The organism is Furfurilactobacillus rossiae, assembly GCF_013394005.1.
Taxonomy (GTDB): Bacteria; Bacillota; Bacilli; order Lactobacillales; family Lactobacillaceae; genus Furfurilactobacillus; species Furfurilactobacillus rossiae.
Genome location: NZ_CP040586.1, coordinates 2,506,257 through 2,519,423 on the forward strand (window position 1 = coordinate 2,506,257; position 13,167 = coordinate 2,519,423).

Below are 13,167 nucleotides of genomic sequence, written 5' to 3' on the forward strand. Positions count from 1 at the left end.
AACACTGACTTTTGCTCATCTAACATAAATCCGGCGCTCATGGGAAAACACCCATAAACGCCGGATTTATGTTACCTGAGAAAGCCAAAGCGTGTTATGTCCCGCTCTCTCATACTAAAGGTTTTAATTAACTTCCACAGAAAGCGCAATGCCAAGTCCGCCGCCAATACATAAACCGGCAACGCCTGTATGTTGATCGGCATGCTTCAAGGCATAAATCAGTGTCGTTACGATCCGAACGCCAGTCGCCCCAAGGGGATGACCGATAGCAATCGAACCACCGTTTGGATTCAATTTAGCCGCGGGAATCTTCAGATCACGGGCAACGGCCACACTTGGCGCCGCAAAGGCTTCATTCAGTTCAAACAAGTCGATATCCGACACCGTCTGATGCTGTTTGGTAAGCAACTCACTGACTGCTTTAACCGGTGAGTAGCCCATTGTTTGTGGGTTGACGCCAACTTCTTGATAACCTTTAATAGTCGCCAATGGTTTCAAACCTAACTCGCCAGCCTTGCTTTTACGCATCAAAATCATGGCAGCAGCACCATCGTTCAGTGGCGCCGCATTGCCAGCTGTGACGGTACCTCCCAGTTCAAAGCTCGGTCTAAGTTTAGCCAACTTCTCGAGACTGGTGTCTTCACGAATCGTTTCATCGCGGTCGATAACGGTTTCCCCATGCCGATTTTTAACGCTTAATGGCAGCATTTCATCGGCAAACGCACCATCGTCACTGGCTTTGGCTGCGCGCTGGTGTGAGGCCAAGGCAAAAGCATCCTGTTGTTCGCGACTAACGTGGTACTGCTCTGCAACATTCTCGGCAGTCACACCCATCGGCTGATTTGAAAAGGCATCCGTCAGGCCGTCATGCTCCATGCTATCAACCATTGTTGTATCACCAAACTTAGTCCCCAACCGCATACCATTCGTCAGGTAAGGTGCATTGGTCATGCTTTCCGTGCCAACTACTAAGACCGCATCGGCATCACCCATAACAATGGCTGATTGACCCAATCGAATCGCTTTTAAACCTGATCCACAAACTTCATTCACGGTCATCGCTGGGCTGCTTTCCGGAACGCCAGCGTTGATCCCGATTTGACGACCAACATTTTGCCCCGAGCCAGCCTGTAGGACGTTGCCGACAATCGTTTGGTCAATGATACTGGGATTAACCTTTGCCCGCTTAATTGCAGCCTTAGCCGCTAAGGTTCCTAATTCAACTGCACTAAAGCTGGCCAATACGCCGCCCATTTTTCCTACAGGCGTGCGCACAGCACTGACGATAACAACGTCGTCCATGAGTCTCCCTCTTTCTACTCCGTTTGACTGCTTCTTTTTCACAAGTAAACTCAAGTCTAACCGATGTCGAATATTACGGCAATTATTTAAGAACAATGACAAACGATTGTAACCAAGTTTTATAAACTGTCAGCGTAAATTTATTTCACAACTAATTTCATTAAACGAACCCCTAGCGGTTGAAAAATGTAAGCGTATCAACTACCATAATAGCTGTAATAGTGTTGCTCTTCACAATTGTGGAACATCGTTGACATAATGGGATTGTGCCCATAATGATAATGATTTTCACAATAAAACATAACAAGGAAGGTTTATCATGGCAGATCAAAAAGCACAAATTGGTGTTGTTGGTTTAGCAGTTATGGGTAAGAACTTGGCCCTAAACATTGAAAGTCGCGGTTTCACTGTAGGTGTATACAACCGTTCACGTTCAAAGACCGATGACATGATGAAGGACCACGGCGACAAAAAGTTAGTTCCTAGTTATACGATTGAAGATTTCGTTAAGTCTCTTGAAACACCTCGTCGGATTTTGATGATGGTTAAAGCTGGTGCCCCAACGGACGCCGTTATCCAAGAATTATTACCATTGCTCGACAAGGGTGATGTTTTAATCGATGGTGGGAACACTAACTTCCACGACACCATGGCTCGTAACGCTGAACTGGACAAGTCCGGGATCAACTTTATCGGCATGGGTGTATCCGGTGGTGAATTAGGTGCCCTTCAGGGTCCTTCACTAATGCCTGGTGGCCAAAAAGCCGCTTATGACTTAGTTGCCCCAATCCTTGAACAAATTGCTGCAAAGGCACCTCAAGATGGCAAGCCATGTGTAGCGTACATCGGCCCTAACGGTGCTGGTCACTACGTTAAGATGGTCCACAACGGTATCGAATATGGTGATGAAGAGCTGATCGACGAAAGCTACAACATCATGCGTAACGTTGCCGGCATTTCTGTTGATGAAATGGCTGACATCTTTAAAGAATGGAACAAGGGTGAATTGGACAGTTACTTAATCGAAATCACCGCTGACATCTTGACTCATAAAGATGACTTAGGCGACGACAAGACAAAGCCTATCCTTGACATGATCTTGGACCGTGGTAACAACAAAGGTACTGGTAAGTGGAGTTCAGAAGATGCCTTGAACATCCAAGTACCACAATCTGTTATTACTGAATCCGTTTACGCTCGTTACATCTCAATGATGAAGGACGAACGTGTTAAAGCTTCTAAAGTATTACCAGCAGCTAAGAACCAAGGCAAGGCTGAAATCGGTGACAAGAAAGAATTCATCGAAAAGATTCGTCAAGCTTTGTTCTTCAGTAAGTTAATGAGTTACGCACAAGGTTTCGAACAATTGCGTGTTGCTTCTGAAACTTATGACTGGGACTTACAATTTGGTCAATTAGCACAAATCTGGCGCGCAGGCTGTATCATCCGTGCCGGCTTCCTTCAAAACATCACTGATGCCTTTGACAAGGATCCTAAGCTGACTAACTTGTTGTTCGACGACTACTTCAAGGACATCGCTGCTAAGTACCAAGAATCAGTTCGTGACGTTGTGGCAATGGCTGTTAAGGCTGGGGTTCCAGTTCCTAGCTTCTCAGCTGCCATCACTTACTACGACAGTTTCCGTGCAGAAGTTTTGCCAGCTAACTTGTTGCAAGCACAGCGTGACTACTTCGGTGCTCACACTTACGAACGTACTGACCGTCCTGGTAACTTCCACTACACTTGGTACGAAGAACAATAGACTTCGGATTAAATGTTGTGAGTGATCTATTTGTTTGAATTCATTTAGATTAGACAAAAAATCCTGTTCATAGTTAAGACGTTAAAATCTTAGCTGTGAACAGGATTTTTATTTATTTAAAATTGACCATCAATTATCCTCGAGCTCGTCACTAACAGTCATAGCCGCATGTAAACCAGCATTTCTACCGGAGTAAAATGCATAGCCAACGCAAGTACCTGGCATGTTGGGACCATAAGTATCGCCAACCAGTCCTGTCGCATCATTACCAATTGCATATAGGCCTGCAATCGCTTGACCATTATTATTAAGCACTTCATTATTAGGGTTTACCTGTAAACCACCCATTGTACAGAATGCGCCAACGTTTAAAGAAAAGCCGTAGAAGGGTCCTTCATTGATTGGACGCATGTACTTCGGATCTTTTCCGAACAATGAATCTTGTCCTAACTCACAATCCTGATTGTATTTCGTCATCGTCTGCATTAGTTGTTCAGAGGGAACACCCATCTTTTGTGCCAATTCTTCAATAGTATCTGCTTTGAAAATAAATGGCCTTTCTTCGACTACGGCCTCATCAATTTCATCCTTCAGTTTTGTCATTTTTTGGCCACGTTTAACATAAACGCCTAAACCCATGAAGTTTCCGGATTTGGCCATTTCGTCAATAACTGCTGTATCAAGGATACTAAACACTTTGTTTTGCGTGTAAAGCGCATTCCCGGCAAATGAAAAGTTATAGACTACGGCCTCATCTACAAAGCGTTCACCATTTTCATTCACCCAAAGCAGTGGTTGTTGCCCTGCGGCTGTGTTCATTTCGGAGCTCATAAACTTAAAGGCAGGGACGCTGGGGTCTTTTAGGTATCCACCAAACAACATAGCAGTTCCTGTTCCGTACTTACGTGCACCAAGGTTCCAAGCCATTTGAAGCCCATCCCCAGTACCTTTGCCAGAACTGACTGTAACTAATCGTGATGTATCATAATGAGTCATTTTCGACATCATTTCAGCATTATTCAGATAACCACCCGTTGCCAAAATAACGGATGATGTCTTAACAGACTCACTGAGATTATTGGCTAAATTTTTAATGGTCACTCTAGAAATTTTGCCATTTTCCTGATCAATATTAGTCGCGGCAGTAGAAGTCAGAACTTCAACACCAAGCTTCTTTGCCTGAGGAATTAAGGCGTCGTTAATAACGGCATTTCCCATTCCTTTGTATATATGCCATGTAGCCTCGCCATCACCCATTGCTTGGACGCCTTCATACTCAACGCCTTGTTCGTTCAACCATTTTACAGTATCGGCACTATCATCTACGTAATTGCGCCAAATTCTGGAATCTGCTCGATATTTTGAATAGGCAACTTCCTCTTTTAAAACATCAGTTCCCGAAACAGTGATTCCTTGCTGCTTTTGTAAGTATGAATCAACGGCAAACAGTCCTTCTGTGTAATTACTGCTGCCGCCCGTGTGACGTCCCTTTTCGAGCAGTAAAACACTGGCACCATTTTGTGCAGCGGTCAACGCCGCACTCGTTCCTGCCGCCCCTGTTCCAACAACGACGACATCATAAGCATCTTTTTTGGTAATATTTGGCATGATCAGCCTCCATAGTTGTTTGTTCATTCTTGAGCAATTAGTGCTAAATGATTTATAATGACTTTTTAGCACGCTTGCATTACAACCAAATATTAACTAGTTTTCCCTTAGCATTAAACTGAGGTAATTGTTCGCCAGGTCAACTTTTGGTTCTACTTTAAATTCGGAGGTTTGTTCATGGAAATCGAACGATTAAAAACTTTTTTAAGCGTTGCACAATATGGCAGTTTTCAAAAGGCTGCGCAGGATATTGTTAATAGCTATACAAATACGGTCGCCGAAATTCAACAGGTTAAGCAGTCTAGTCCTGAAGTATTGCGAGTGGGTTATTTTTCCGCTTTTGAACAACAGTTATTGCAAAATGCAATCTTTAAGATGCTTCAAGACAATCCACGAATGCAGGTGATTATCAAAGAAGGTAGTAATGAACACCTGACCCGCATGGTTAAAAATGGTGATCTTGACCTTGCTCTCTCCATTAATTATGGGCAACCGTCAGTGAAATCCACTGCTCAATTACAGACTAAAGCTATCTTTTCTGAAACTATGGTTATGGGTGTTAGTACTCTCAATCCCCTCAGTAAACAGACTGCTCTCGCTTCTGCGGATATAAAGGACGTCCCGATTCTGTATTATAGTTCTGAGAGCTCTACTTTTTTGTTGGAAAGTTTCTTGGCCAGCTTTCCGTTTATCCAAGATTATGAACAAATTCGGCGTGTCGCCAGTGTTGAACAGATGAACATCTTAGTAGCTTTAAACAAAGCGTTCGCTTTTTATCCTGAAGGACTTATCCCTTCAACCCTAAAGAACGACCACATACGTTTTCTACCTTTTGCTGATAAATCAACGCAATCTTACACGATCGACGCCGTGTATAAAAATGTTCACCTGTCTCATACACTAAAGCGGCTACTAACCGAACTATGCAACTGATTTATGGTCAGTTATGTGCTTGTGTTTGACACAGATATGTTCAAATGAAATTTACCCTACCACTTCGCATTTGTTCAAAAACATGATAGACTGTACTCACACTGATAGTTAAATGTAACATATTCGTCAGAACCCCGAAGAGCTGCCACTCTTCGGGGTTCTTTTTTCGAATAATATGTACTTAAACGGACGGGTTAGATTAGTAGTCGATTACCACTTATCATTTCGATCCAACCACTGCTTAAATAAGATAAGCAACACGCCGACAACAAGCGGGCCCACTATAATAGTCATAAACATTTGTAACATATTCGTCCTCCTCTCACCGTTTTTATGCGATGAGCCGGAATCGACTACAATAGAGATTTTACAGGAATACTTGCCTTAATTGGATTAGAAATACAGGTGAGTTTTGAGCGTAATGATTTTATTTCTCTCGATGACATGCTTAGGTTAACTTTAAGTGCAAGATTGGAAATGGACGTCCCTGATTATCCTCAGCATCACGGCTCGCAATGTGAAACCCATTATGCTGATAAAAAGATAATGCATCAGGATTTTGTTCGTTAACATCTACTGTTTGAATGTGTTCCTCATTGATCAAGCGTTCCAAAATTTGCCTTCCGTAGCCCTGATGCAGACAACGAACATCCAGGAAAAGCATTTCAAGTTTGTAATTCTTAGTGCCAGAAAAACCAATTAGTTCTTCGCCATGAAACCATGTCAATAAATTGACTGCATCAAAGTACACTGGCAACATTCGTTGAATCTGGTCAATATCTGCCACCTTCAAAAATTTATGCGTTGTTACAACCGTTTCACGCCACAGTATAGTTAGTGCGTCATAGTCTTCTGGCCTGGCATGATGGGAAATAATAGACATTTTGTTTCTCCATTCAATTCTATTTAACGCTACTAAAATAACCGTTTGGAAATTACTGTGCAACTTGTAATTTTCAAACGGTCATTTTCTTTATCTTTCAAATCTCAACTTTTTAGAAACGTTTGCTACGCCCCAACACTGTCTTAATGGCATTTAAGAGCTTGTAACGCCATGGAATCAACACTTTGGAGAATTCGCCGATCATTTCGTCAGTGTAGCCATTAAAACCTTGTTTGAATTCAAACACACCGTCACTACCATCGAAGAGTCCGGCAACACCCAAGAAGTTGTACGTCGGAATCTTTTGGTCAACAGCGGCCTTCATCATGGCATCTTGCAACATGAACGGGCCTTTGAAAGTCTTGAATTCTTCGTTCGTGTAACTAAATACATAATCGATTTCTTGTGGTTGAATCACAAACATCGCACCGGCAACATTAAACTTGACAGGATAACGTTTTTGAAGATCTTTTGCGACATCAATTTTCTTTTGATGGTTAGCCTTTTGACGTTCAAGATCATCGATTTTGTTCTGTTCATAGCCCTTGTTTTTCGCCCTAAGTGCCGCGATTTTATCATCAGTTGACTTAATCTTTTGTTGATAAGAATCAATGTATTCATTCGAGTCGATTTCAGCTACGACAAAGCGAATTTTATCGCCAAACTCACGGTACACGTTTTGATAGTAATCAAGTGACTTGTCCGGGAAGTGCAATCGTTCAGCAGTCATTGCCGTATCCTTCTTGAATTCTGGCAGTTCATCGAAGGAGATATCTCTTAATTTAACGCCAAATTCTTTGGCCTTTTTGATGTTATAACGCGTTTTCTTATCGAAACTCTTTTCAAGCGTTTGTTCCGTCATGTCACGGACATCTTTTTTGTATTCATAGTGCGTAACATGCGTTGCTTCGTCATAACCCGCAGCGTGATAGTCTTGGTAGTCGTAACCAAGCCCTTTAAACAATGCTGGCAAAGTTTCAAAGTGACTCGCAGTAAGTTCACCCGCGTCGTTGTACGTTTTAACTGGTAAGTTGGGAATTAGACGCAAGAACATCCCGTTTTGTTTGCGAACGTATTCTTCGACTGCTTCAACAAACGCAGACAAGTTAGCTTTTGTTTCAGAACCTGGCATAAACAATGGTCCACCATAGATATCAAACCGATAACCAAAGTGAATCTTCATGCCGACCAATAATCCGGCCACAATGATCTTATCGCCGTCGACAAGACCCATGTAAGTCGCTTTGTGCCCTTCTTTCAACATCAGGTTACCCTGTTCTACAGATTGATAAAACGAGCCGTAAGGGCACTTTTCTTCAAACGCACCAAATTCTTCAGCTGATAATTCGCGTACTTTTTGCACCATTTTCACACCATTCCATTTTTTTGACACTAAAAAGGCATCGACCATCGATGCCTGTGAAGGAGAGTAAAGGATTTGAACCTCTGCGTCATTGCTGACCTCACAACCGAAATCGTGTCCCTTCAACCAGACTTGGGTAACTCTCCATTTTTAAAACTGTTAAATTATGCAACTATATGAGTCCACGTCAACAACACAGGCTTGTCATCAACCGGAACTCACAAAGGAGAGTAAAGGATTTGAACCTCTGCGTCATTACTGACCTCACAACCGAAATTGTGTCCCTTCAACCAGACTTGGGTAACTCTCCATAAGACCTTAAAAATACCGCCATAAAAAAATATAACCCTGTTCCAAAGAAGATTCAAGGTAATTTCACAAACGTCAGACAGTCCTTACTCAGGGTGAGAAAACATCTTCATCTTCGCTCGAGCACAATATGATAGTACCGCACAACTTTTTCAGATGTTTAAGATCGACAACGCCTTTACCAAACTTCAAAGTTTATTTATTATTTTGTTAATGTTGGGTATTCCCCCACACCGCCAAAGTAGAACGTGCGTCAAGGTTTCTGAAGTATTCCGTAAGTCATTATGCAATTGACGGTAAAAACAGCCACGACCTATAATATCAATTAACACTTACATTTCGAACATACTGAAAGACAACAAATAGGACCCAAACAATGATTAATAATCTCGCATCGCAAAAACTAACAAAAACAACCCATGCGCTTGGAACTCGTATTGTGTTAACGGTCATGGGTGAAACGGATGAAAAGGTACTGGATGACAGTATTGCGCTCATTCAGCTGTACGAACAACAGTTAACCGTTAACGCCCCTGTCTCCGAAGTTATGGCAGTCAACAACGCGTCCGGCAAACATGCTGTGCAAGTGTCTCCAAGTACGTTTGCGCTCATCAAAACCGCCGTTGAGCAGAGCCGCCAACATTTTGGCTTCAACGCTTTAATTGGACCACTCGTTAAACTTTGGAAGATTGGCTTTGCTGGGGCAAACGTTCCCAGTGAAACAGATATTTCCAAACGGCTGGCACTGTCTAATGCAGCAAACGTCGTTCTAAATGACGCCGATCAGAGCGTATACCTCACTGAGCCAGGGATGGAACTGGATCTAGGCGGAATTGCCAAAGGCTACATTGCTGATCGAATTCGCGATTTATGGCGTGCCAATGGCGTGCAAGCAGGCATCATCAATCTAGGCGGAAACATTGAATTTGTCGGTACTTCGCCTAAACGCGATAATGGTCAATGGCTAGTTGGTGTTCAGGCTCCAACAAAAGCTCGTGGTGAAGATCTTCTGACTGTGCTGATGCCAGCTGGTTCCGCCGTCACGTCAGGCACCTATGAACGTGTCTTAGTTAAGAACGGTCATCGTTACCACCACTTGTTGAGTCCTGAAACCGGTCATCCCCTGCAAACACACGTCAGCGGTGTCACCATTTTTGCCCGTGACTCAATCACATGTGAAATAGAAACAAAGCGGCTTTTCTTCGCCGGTAAACCAATTCCAGGTTGGGGAGAAGACCGCGACGATATTTACGGAGCAGCTTTCGTTTACGATGATGACACTGTTGATCTAGTGATCGTTCATCATCGTTTAAAATTAATTGAGTAACAAAAGATAATAATAGGGGCAGCATTCACATGATTACTTCACGTGAATGTTGCCCCTATTTGAGTTCTATTTAATTTGCCGCTTCAGCATCCGCCGCCAGCACTTTAGTTAGTGTTGCTTTCAGTGTTTGCTTCATCTCATCAAGCTCTTCAGGCGTTGGCCGATTGTCGTCACTGAACATAACGTTACGATCTAACCACCAAACTGGCCCCGGTGTTGTCGTATCGCCTTCTCGACGAGGAAATAGGTGCCAGTGAACATGGGTATCGCCATTTCCCAATAACTCATAGTTCATCTTTTCAGCATGGAACGCGTCGTAAACGGCCTCCGCTACCAAACTCATCTCGTGCAGAAATTGTTCTTTAAAATCGCGTGGCAAAAAATGTAATTCTGTCTCATGTTGTTTGCATAGAAACAAGGTGTATCCCTTAAAGTGCTGATTGTCGCCAATTACCACATACCCTGTTGATAATTCAGCAACAAAATAGGGATTAGTCCCATCCTTAATCATTTGAATTCGTCTGCAAATTTCACAGTTATCGTGCATCATTTCATCCACCCTCTATATAATGTCGATTCTCTCCCCATGAGACTCGCAGTTATGCCATCAATTACTTTCTCAATCAGTAAATTAGCACATTTTCAAATACTAGGCGAGCTCAAACGAATTTCTTATTCAATTATTAAAATTAAATGAATTAAGCTAAAATTGGACAAATTCCGATCATTAATATAGTATTCAATACTATATTAATTAATTCGATATTGTTTCAAATACGACTAAGAAGGTAAATTCTTGATGACAGAAGAAAAAATTGCTTTGCTCGTAGATTCGGCCTCGGATGTGCCTGAGCATATTTTTACACAGTATGAAAACATCGTCGCTGTACCAATGCAGTTAATGATCGATGGCAAAACATATTCCGACCGTGAAACCATTGAGCCTGATGATTTTTATCGTCTACAATCCGCGGCTAAAGAACTTCCTAAAACTGCCAGTCCCGTGATGGGAGATGTCATTAATCGCCTTGCAGAACTAAAAAGTCGCGGTTTTACCCATGTCATCGGAATTACCATATCTGGTGCACTGTCGGTAACCAACAGTCTCTTCAAACAGGTCGCGGAAACACAAGACAGTGTAAGAATGGTGGTTATTGATACTAAAAACATTGGTGTTGGTAGTGGTCTGTTTGCCGACTACGCAGAATCACTGATTGACCAACAATTGCCATTTGACACGATTATCGACAAGCTCAATGCTTCTGTGCCAAAAAGCTCTGTCTACATTTACATTCCAACATTAAAATATCTAAGGGCTGGTGGTCGAATCGGCCGTGTTGCCGGATTCTTTGGTGCGGCACTTAACATTAAACCAATTATTACTTGTGATTCAGATGGCGTTTATACAGCTATTGCCAAAGCACGCACAGAAAAGAAGGCTGTCCAGAAAATGGTCGAACTGGCTACTCAAAAAATTGCAGCCAACAAAAACGCCCGTGTTGCCGTAGCTCAAGGTCTCAATGAACCGCTATTAAAACAGGTAACAGGGGATTTACAAAACCGCTTTCCATCACTTAATATTGAAACAGGAAACATTTCCCCTGCCCTTGGCGTTCATACTGGTCCCGGACTTGTCGGTATTGCGGTACAGGTGGGTTAATGTCAGAAAGGACACCCCATTAATATGTCAAAGCCACTGAATCAATCATTCGAAAATAATAATTTGATGATTCTGCCACATTGGTCAGACCTGCCTGGATTCGACCTTCATCTTGACCAGCTGATTGAACTCACAAATGGGTATTTAAGGCCCATTACTGGCGATATAGTGACTAAAACAATGATGCATAATTACTTTAAGGCCGACGTTTTAGTCGCACCCGACAAGAAAAGCTATCATAAGATTCATTTGGCAGGTGCTATCATTGTTGGTCTCTTAAAAAACATTTTTTCGCTCGAAGAGCTTAGAGTTGCCCTTCAATACATCATCGACAATGAGTCACCGCAAAAAAGTTACGATCACTTCATAACACTGTTTAATCGAGAAGCTGCTAACGACTCTTTCAAACATTTTCGTCTGGCCGAACAGCAACAGCAAGAAATGTCTGCGGCAGAGGTTATTCGTTATGACGCACTGGAAGCCTTTCTATTTTGGCTTTCCGCTAAAAAGGCTCTGCATCGTGTAATTGATGCTAATCAACAATAAAAACAGACTAACCTTAGTGGCGAGAAATGATTCGACGGAATCGTTTCTCGCCACTTTTAGTTTCTGTTAAAGTGGTGGTGAAGTTGACAAGCCGTGGTAGTTTTTGGCGCTTTGACGTCGTAATAAAAAATGGCAACTTCACCGGTATGATCCAAATTTGTTCTTAGTCTGTTGGCCTTCAGGTCGTGTTTTGAAAATTAAATTGATCATATTAACGTGGAACAACTTCAGAAAGATGGTGAATCAAATGACAGTCGCATTTGGTCTTGATGTTAGTAAGGCTACTTCGGCAGTAGCCATAGTGAATGATGGTGTCACCGTTAAACAATTCAAGATTGATAATAACTGGTTTGGCTTTCAAAACTTACTCAAAGAGATGAAAGAGTACGCAAAACCGCAAATCGTGTTTGAAGCCACAGGTGTATACTCTCGTCGGGTACAGCGATTTCTAGAAGATAATCATTATGCTTATACGCGTTTGAATCCATTGGCTGCCAAAAAGCAGTTAGATAGCCTACGGCCAAATAAGACAGACAATAACGATGCTTTGCATTTAGCTCAAACACAGCTCGTTATAAAGCGTCGATTGGAATATTACCAGAAGCCGGTTTACCACGACTTGATGGACGATAGTCACTTCTATGAACAACTCAATGAAGATGTCGTTCGTGAGAAGAATCGATTACATCGTAGTTTACAATTAACTTTCCCGGAAATAGAATCTTTGCTTAGTAGACCGGATGGCGAACAATACTGGAACATCGTGCAGCGTTATCCACACCCCGATCTGCTTGAAGAACTCAGTCCAGACGGATTAGGAAAAATAATCATGGAAACGACTCCCAAGAATATTTCTCTAAATCGCGCGATCATGGTCGCAAAGAAATTACTCCATCTAGCACAAGCATCGTATCCAGCGGATCGCGTTGAGGCACCGTCGGTGTCGCAGACGCGCTACCACGCTAAACGAGTCAGCGAACTAACCCGTCATAAACAACAGCTGATTAAAGCCATGACAGCGTTAGCTAAGTCCCTTCCAGAGTTTGATATTTTAATGAGTATCCCTGGATTTGCGGAGACAACCACTGTGTTATTAATCGGTGAACTGGGCGATATTCGGCGTTTCAGTAGCTCTAATAAGCTCAATGCCTTTATTGGCATTGACTTACGCCATTATGAATCCGGCGAATTCGTGGCCGCTGACCATATCAGTAAGCGTGGTGACACATTTGCCCGTAAGCTACTATTTCGCACAATCAGTAATATCGCGACGGTCGCTCACTACCATCCGAATCATATTAACGACTTTTATCAACGCAGAAAAAAACAATCTCCTCAGTCAGGGACTAAGAGGATTGCCATCGCTGCGATGGGTCGCCTGTTACGAACGATTTACCATCTCGTGATTACGAATCAGATGTATATATACGGCGTCAAGCGCCAATCATTCTGATTACGTCTATAGTGTACTAGC

The 13,167-nt window shown here is 42.6% G+C and carries 12 protein-coding genes and 2 tRNA genes; 6 read left to right on the forward strand and 8 right to left on the reverse strand.

What is annotated here, in order from left to right:
- Window positions 1-123: 123 nt before the first annotated feature.
- Window positions 124-1,302, reverse strand: a complete 1,179-nt coding sequence (locus tag LROSL1_RS12105) for a thiolase family protein (RefSeq protein WP_178914751.1) — start codon at window positions 1,300-1,302, stop codon at window positions 124-126.
- Between the two features lie 319 nt (window positions 1,303-1,621).
- On the opposite strand from LROSL1_RS12105, the gene gndA reads away from it, so the two are divergent.
- Window positions 1,622-3,064, forward strand: coding sequence for an NADP-dependent phosphogluconate dehydrogenase (gene gndA, locus LROSL1_RS12110; RefSeq protein WP_017260881.1), 1,443 nt, complete (start codon window positions 1,622-1,624; stop codon window positions 3,062-3,064).
- Between the two features lie 129 nt (window positions 3,065-3,193).
- Here gndA and LROSL1_RS12115 read toward each other — a convergent pair whose 3' ends face one another.
- Window positions 3,194-4,672, reverse strand: a complete 1,479-nt coding sequence (locus LROSL1_RS12115; RefSeq protein ID WP_178914752.1) for an FAD-dependent oxidoreductase — start codon at window positions 4,670-4,672, stop codon at window positions 3,194-3,196.
- Between the two features lie 177 nt (window positions 4,673-4,849).
- Between LROSL1_RS12115 and LROSL1_RS12120 the strand changes: the two genes are divergently transcribed.
- The gene (locus LROSL1_RS12120; RefSeq protein ID WP_178914753.1) at window positions 4,850-5,605 is read left to right on the forward strand and encodes a substrate-binding domain-containing protein; all 756 of its coding nucleotides are present in this window, start codon (window positions 4,850-4,852) and stop codon (window positions 5,603-5,605) included.
- 210 nt (window positions 5,606-5,815) lie between these two features.
- On the opposite strand, the gene LROSL1_RS12125 is transcribed toward LROSL1_RS12120, so the two are convergent.
- From LROSL1_RS12125 to LROSL1_RS12145, 5 genes are all read right to left on the reverse strand, one after another.
- Window positions 5,816-5,914: a type I toxin-antitoxin system Fst family toxin gene (locus tag LROSL1_RS12125; protein ID WP_178914754.1), complete on the reverse strand. Its 99-nt coding sequence runs from the start codon at window positions 5,912-5,914 to the stop codon at window positions 5,816-5,818.
- Window positions 5,915-6,053: 139 nt separating this feature from the next.
- Window positions 6,054-6,488, reverse strand: coding sequence for a GNAT family N-acetyltransferase (locus LROSL1_RS12130; protein ID WP_178914755.1), 435 nt, complete (start codon window positions 6,486-6,488; stop codon window positions 6,054-6,056).
- Window positions 6,489-6,600: 112 nt separating this feature from the next.
- Complete coding sequence (locus LROSL1_RS12135) at window positions 6,601-7,854, reverse strand: peptidoglycan bridge formation glycyltransferase FemA/FemB family protein (protein WP_225440530.1); 1,254 nt, start codon at window positions 7,852-7,854, stop codon at window positions 6,601-6,603.
- 57 nt (window positions 7,855-7,911) lie between these two features.
- A tRNA-OTHER gene (locus tag LROSL1_RS12140) sits at window positions 7,912-7,997 on the reverse strand.
- Between the two features lie 78 nt (window positions 7,998-8,075).
- A tRNA-OTHER gene (locus tag LROSL1_RS12145) sits at window positions 8,076-8,161 on the reverse strand.
- A 375-nt stretch (window positions 8,162-8,536) separates the two neighbouring features.
- Here LROSL1_RS12145 and LROSL1_RS12150 point away from each other — a divergent pair.
- Complete coding sequence (locus LROSL1_RS12150) at window positions 8,537-9,487, forward strand: FAD:protein FMN transferase (RefSeq protein ID WP_178914757.1); 951 nt, start codon at window positions 8,537-8,539, stop codon at window positions 9,485-9,487.
- Between the two features lie 70 nt (window positions 9,488-9,557).
- On the opposite strand, the gene LROSL1_RS12155 is transcribed toward LROSL1_RS12150, so the two are convergent.
- Window positions 9,558-10,037: an HIT family protein gene (locus LROSL1_RS12155; protein ID WP_178914758.1), complete on the reverse strand. Its 480-nt coding sequence runs from the start codon at window positions 10,035-10,037 to the stop codon at window positions 9,558-9,560.
- A gap of 249 nt (window positions 10,038-10,286) precedes the next feature.
- On the opposite strand from LROSL1_RS12155, the gene LROSL1_RS12160 reads away from it, so the two are divergent.
- The 3 genes from LROSL1_RS12160 (at window position 10,287) to LROSL1_RS12170 (ending at window position 13,146) form a co-directional block, all read left to right on the forward strand.
- The gene (locus LROSL1_RS12160) at window positions 10,287-11,147 is read left to right on the forward strand and encodes a DegV family protein (RefSeq protein WP_178914759.1); all 861 of its coding nucleotides are present in this window, start codon (window positions 10,287-10,289) and stop codon (window positions 11,145-11,147) included.
- A gap of 24 nt (window positions 11,148-11,171) precedes the next feature.
- Window positions 11,172-11,693: a DUF1836 domain-containing protein gene (locus LROSL1_RS12165; RefSeq protein ID WP_161001911.1), complete on the forward strand. Its 522-nt coding sequence runs from the start codon at window positions 11,172-11,174 to the stop codon at window positions 11,691-11,693.
- Between the two features lie 247 nt (window positions 11,694-11,940).
- Complete coding sequence (locus LROSL1_RS12170) at window positions 11,941-13,146, forward strand: IS110 family RNA-guided transposase (RefSeq protein ID WP_225440509.1); 1,206 nt, start codon at window positions 11,941-11,943, stop codon at window positions 13,144-13,146.
- Window positions 13,147-13,167 lie beyond the last annotated feature (21 nt).

Coding starts and splice junctions, on each gene's coding strand:
- LROSL1_RS12105 (WP_178914751.1), bottom strand. CDS start 1,302: ATGGACGACGTTGTTATCGTCAGTGCTGTGCGCACGCCTGTAGGAAAA.
- gndA (WP_017260881.1), top strand. CDS start 1,622: ATGGCAGATCAAAAAGCACAAATTGGTGTTGTTGGTTTAGCAGTTATG.
- LROSL1_RS12115 (WP_178914752.1), bottom strand. CDS start 4,672: ATGCCAAATATTACCAAAAAAGATGCTTATGATGTCGTCGTTGTTGGA.
- LROSL1_RS12120 (WP_178914753.1), top strand. CDS start 4,850: ATGGAAATCGAACGATTAAAAACTTTTTTAAGCGTTGCACAATATGGC.
- LROSL1_RS12125 (WP_178914754.1), bottom strand. CDS start 5,914: ATGTTACAAATGTTTATGACTATTATAGTGGGCCCGCTTGTTGTCGGC.
- LROSL1_RS12130 (WP_178914755.1), bottom strand. CDS start 6,488: ATGTCTATTATTTCCCATCATGCCAGGCCAGAAGACTATGACGCACTA.
- LROSL1_RS12135 (WP_225440530.1), bottom strand. CDS start 7,854: ATGGTGCAAAAAGTACGCGAATTATCAGCTGAAGAATTTGGTGCGTTT.
- LROSL1_RS12150 (WP_178914757.1), top strand. CDS start 8,537: ATGATTAATAATCTCGCATCGCAAAAACTAACAAAAACAACCCATGCG.
- LROSL1_RS12155 (WP_178914758.1), bottom strand. CDS start 10,037: ATGATGCACGATAACTGTGAAATTTGCAGACGAATTCAAATGATTAAG.
- LROSL1_RS12160 (WP_178914759.1), top strand. CDS start 10,287: ATGACAGAAGAAAAAATTGCTTTGCTCGTAGATTCGGCCTCGGATGTG.
- LROSL1_RS12165 (WP_161001911.1), top strand. CDS start 11,172: ATGTCAAAGCCACTGAATCAATCATTCGAAAATAATAATTTGATGATT.
- LROSL1_RS12170 (WP_225440509.1), top strand. CDS start 11,941: ATGACAGTCGCATTTGGTCTTGATGTTAGTAAGGCTACTTCGGCAGTA.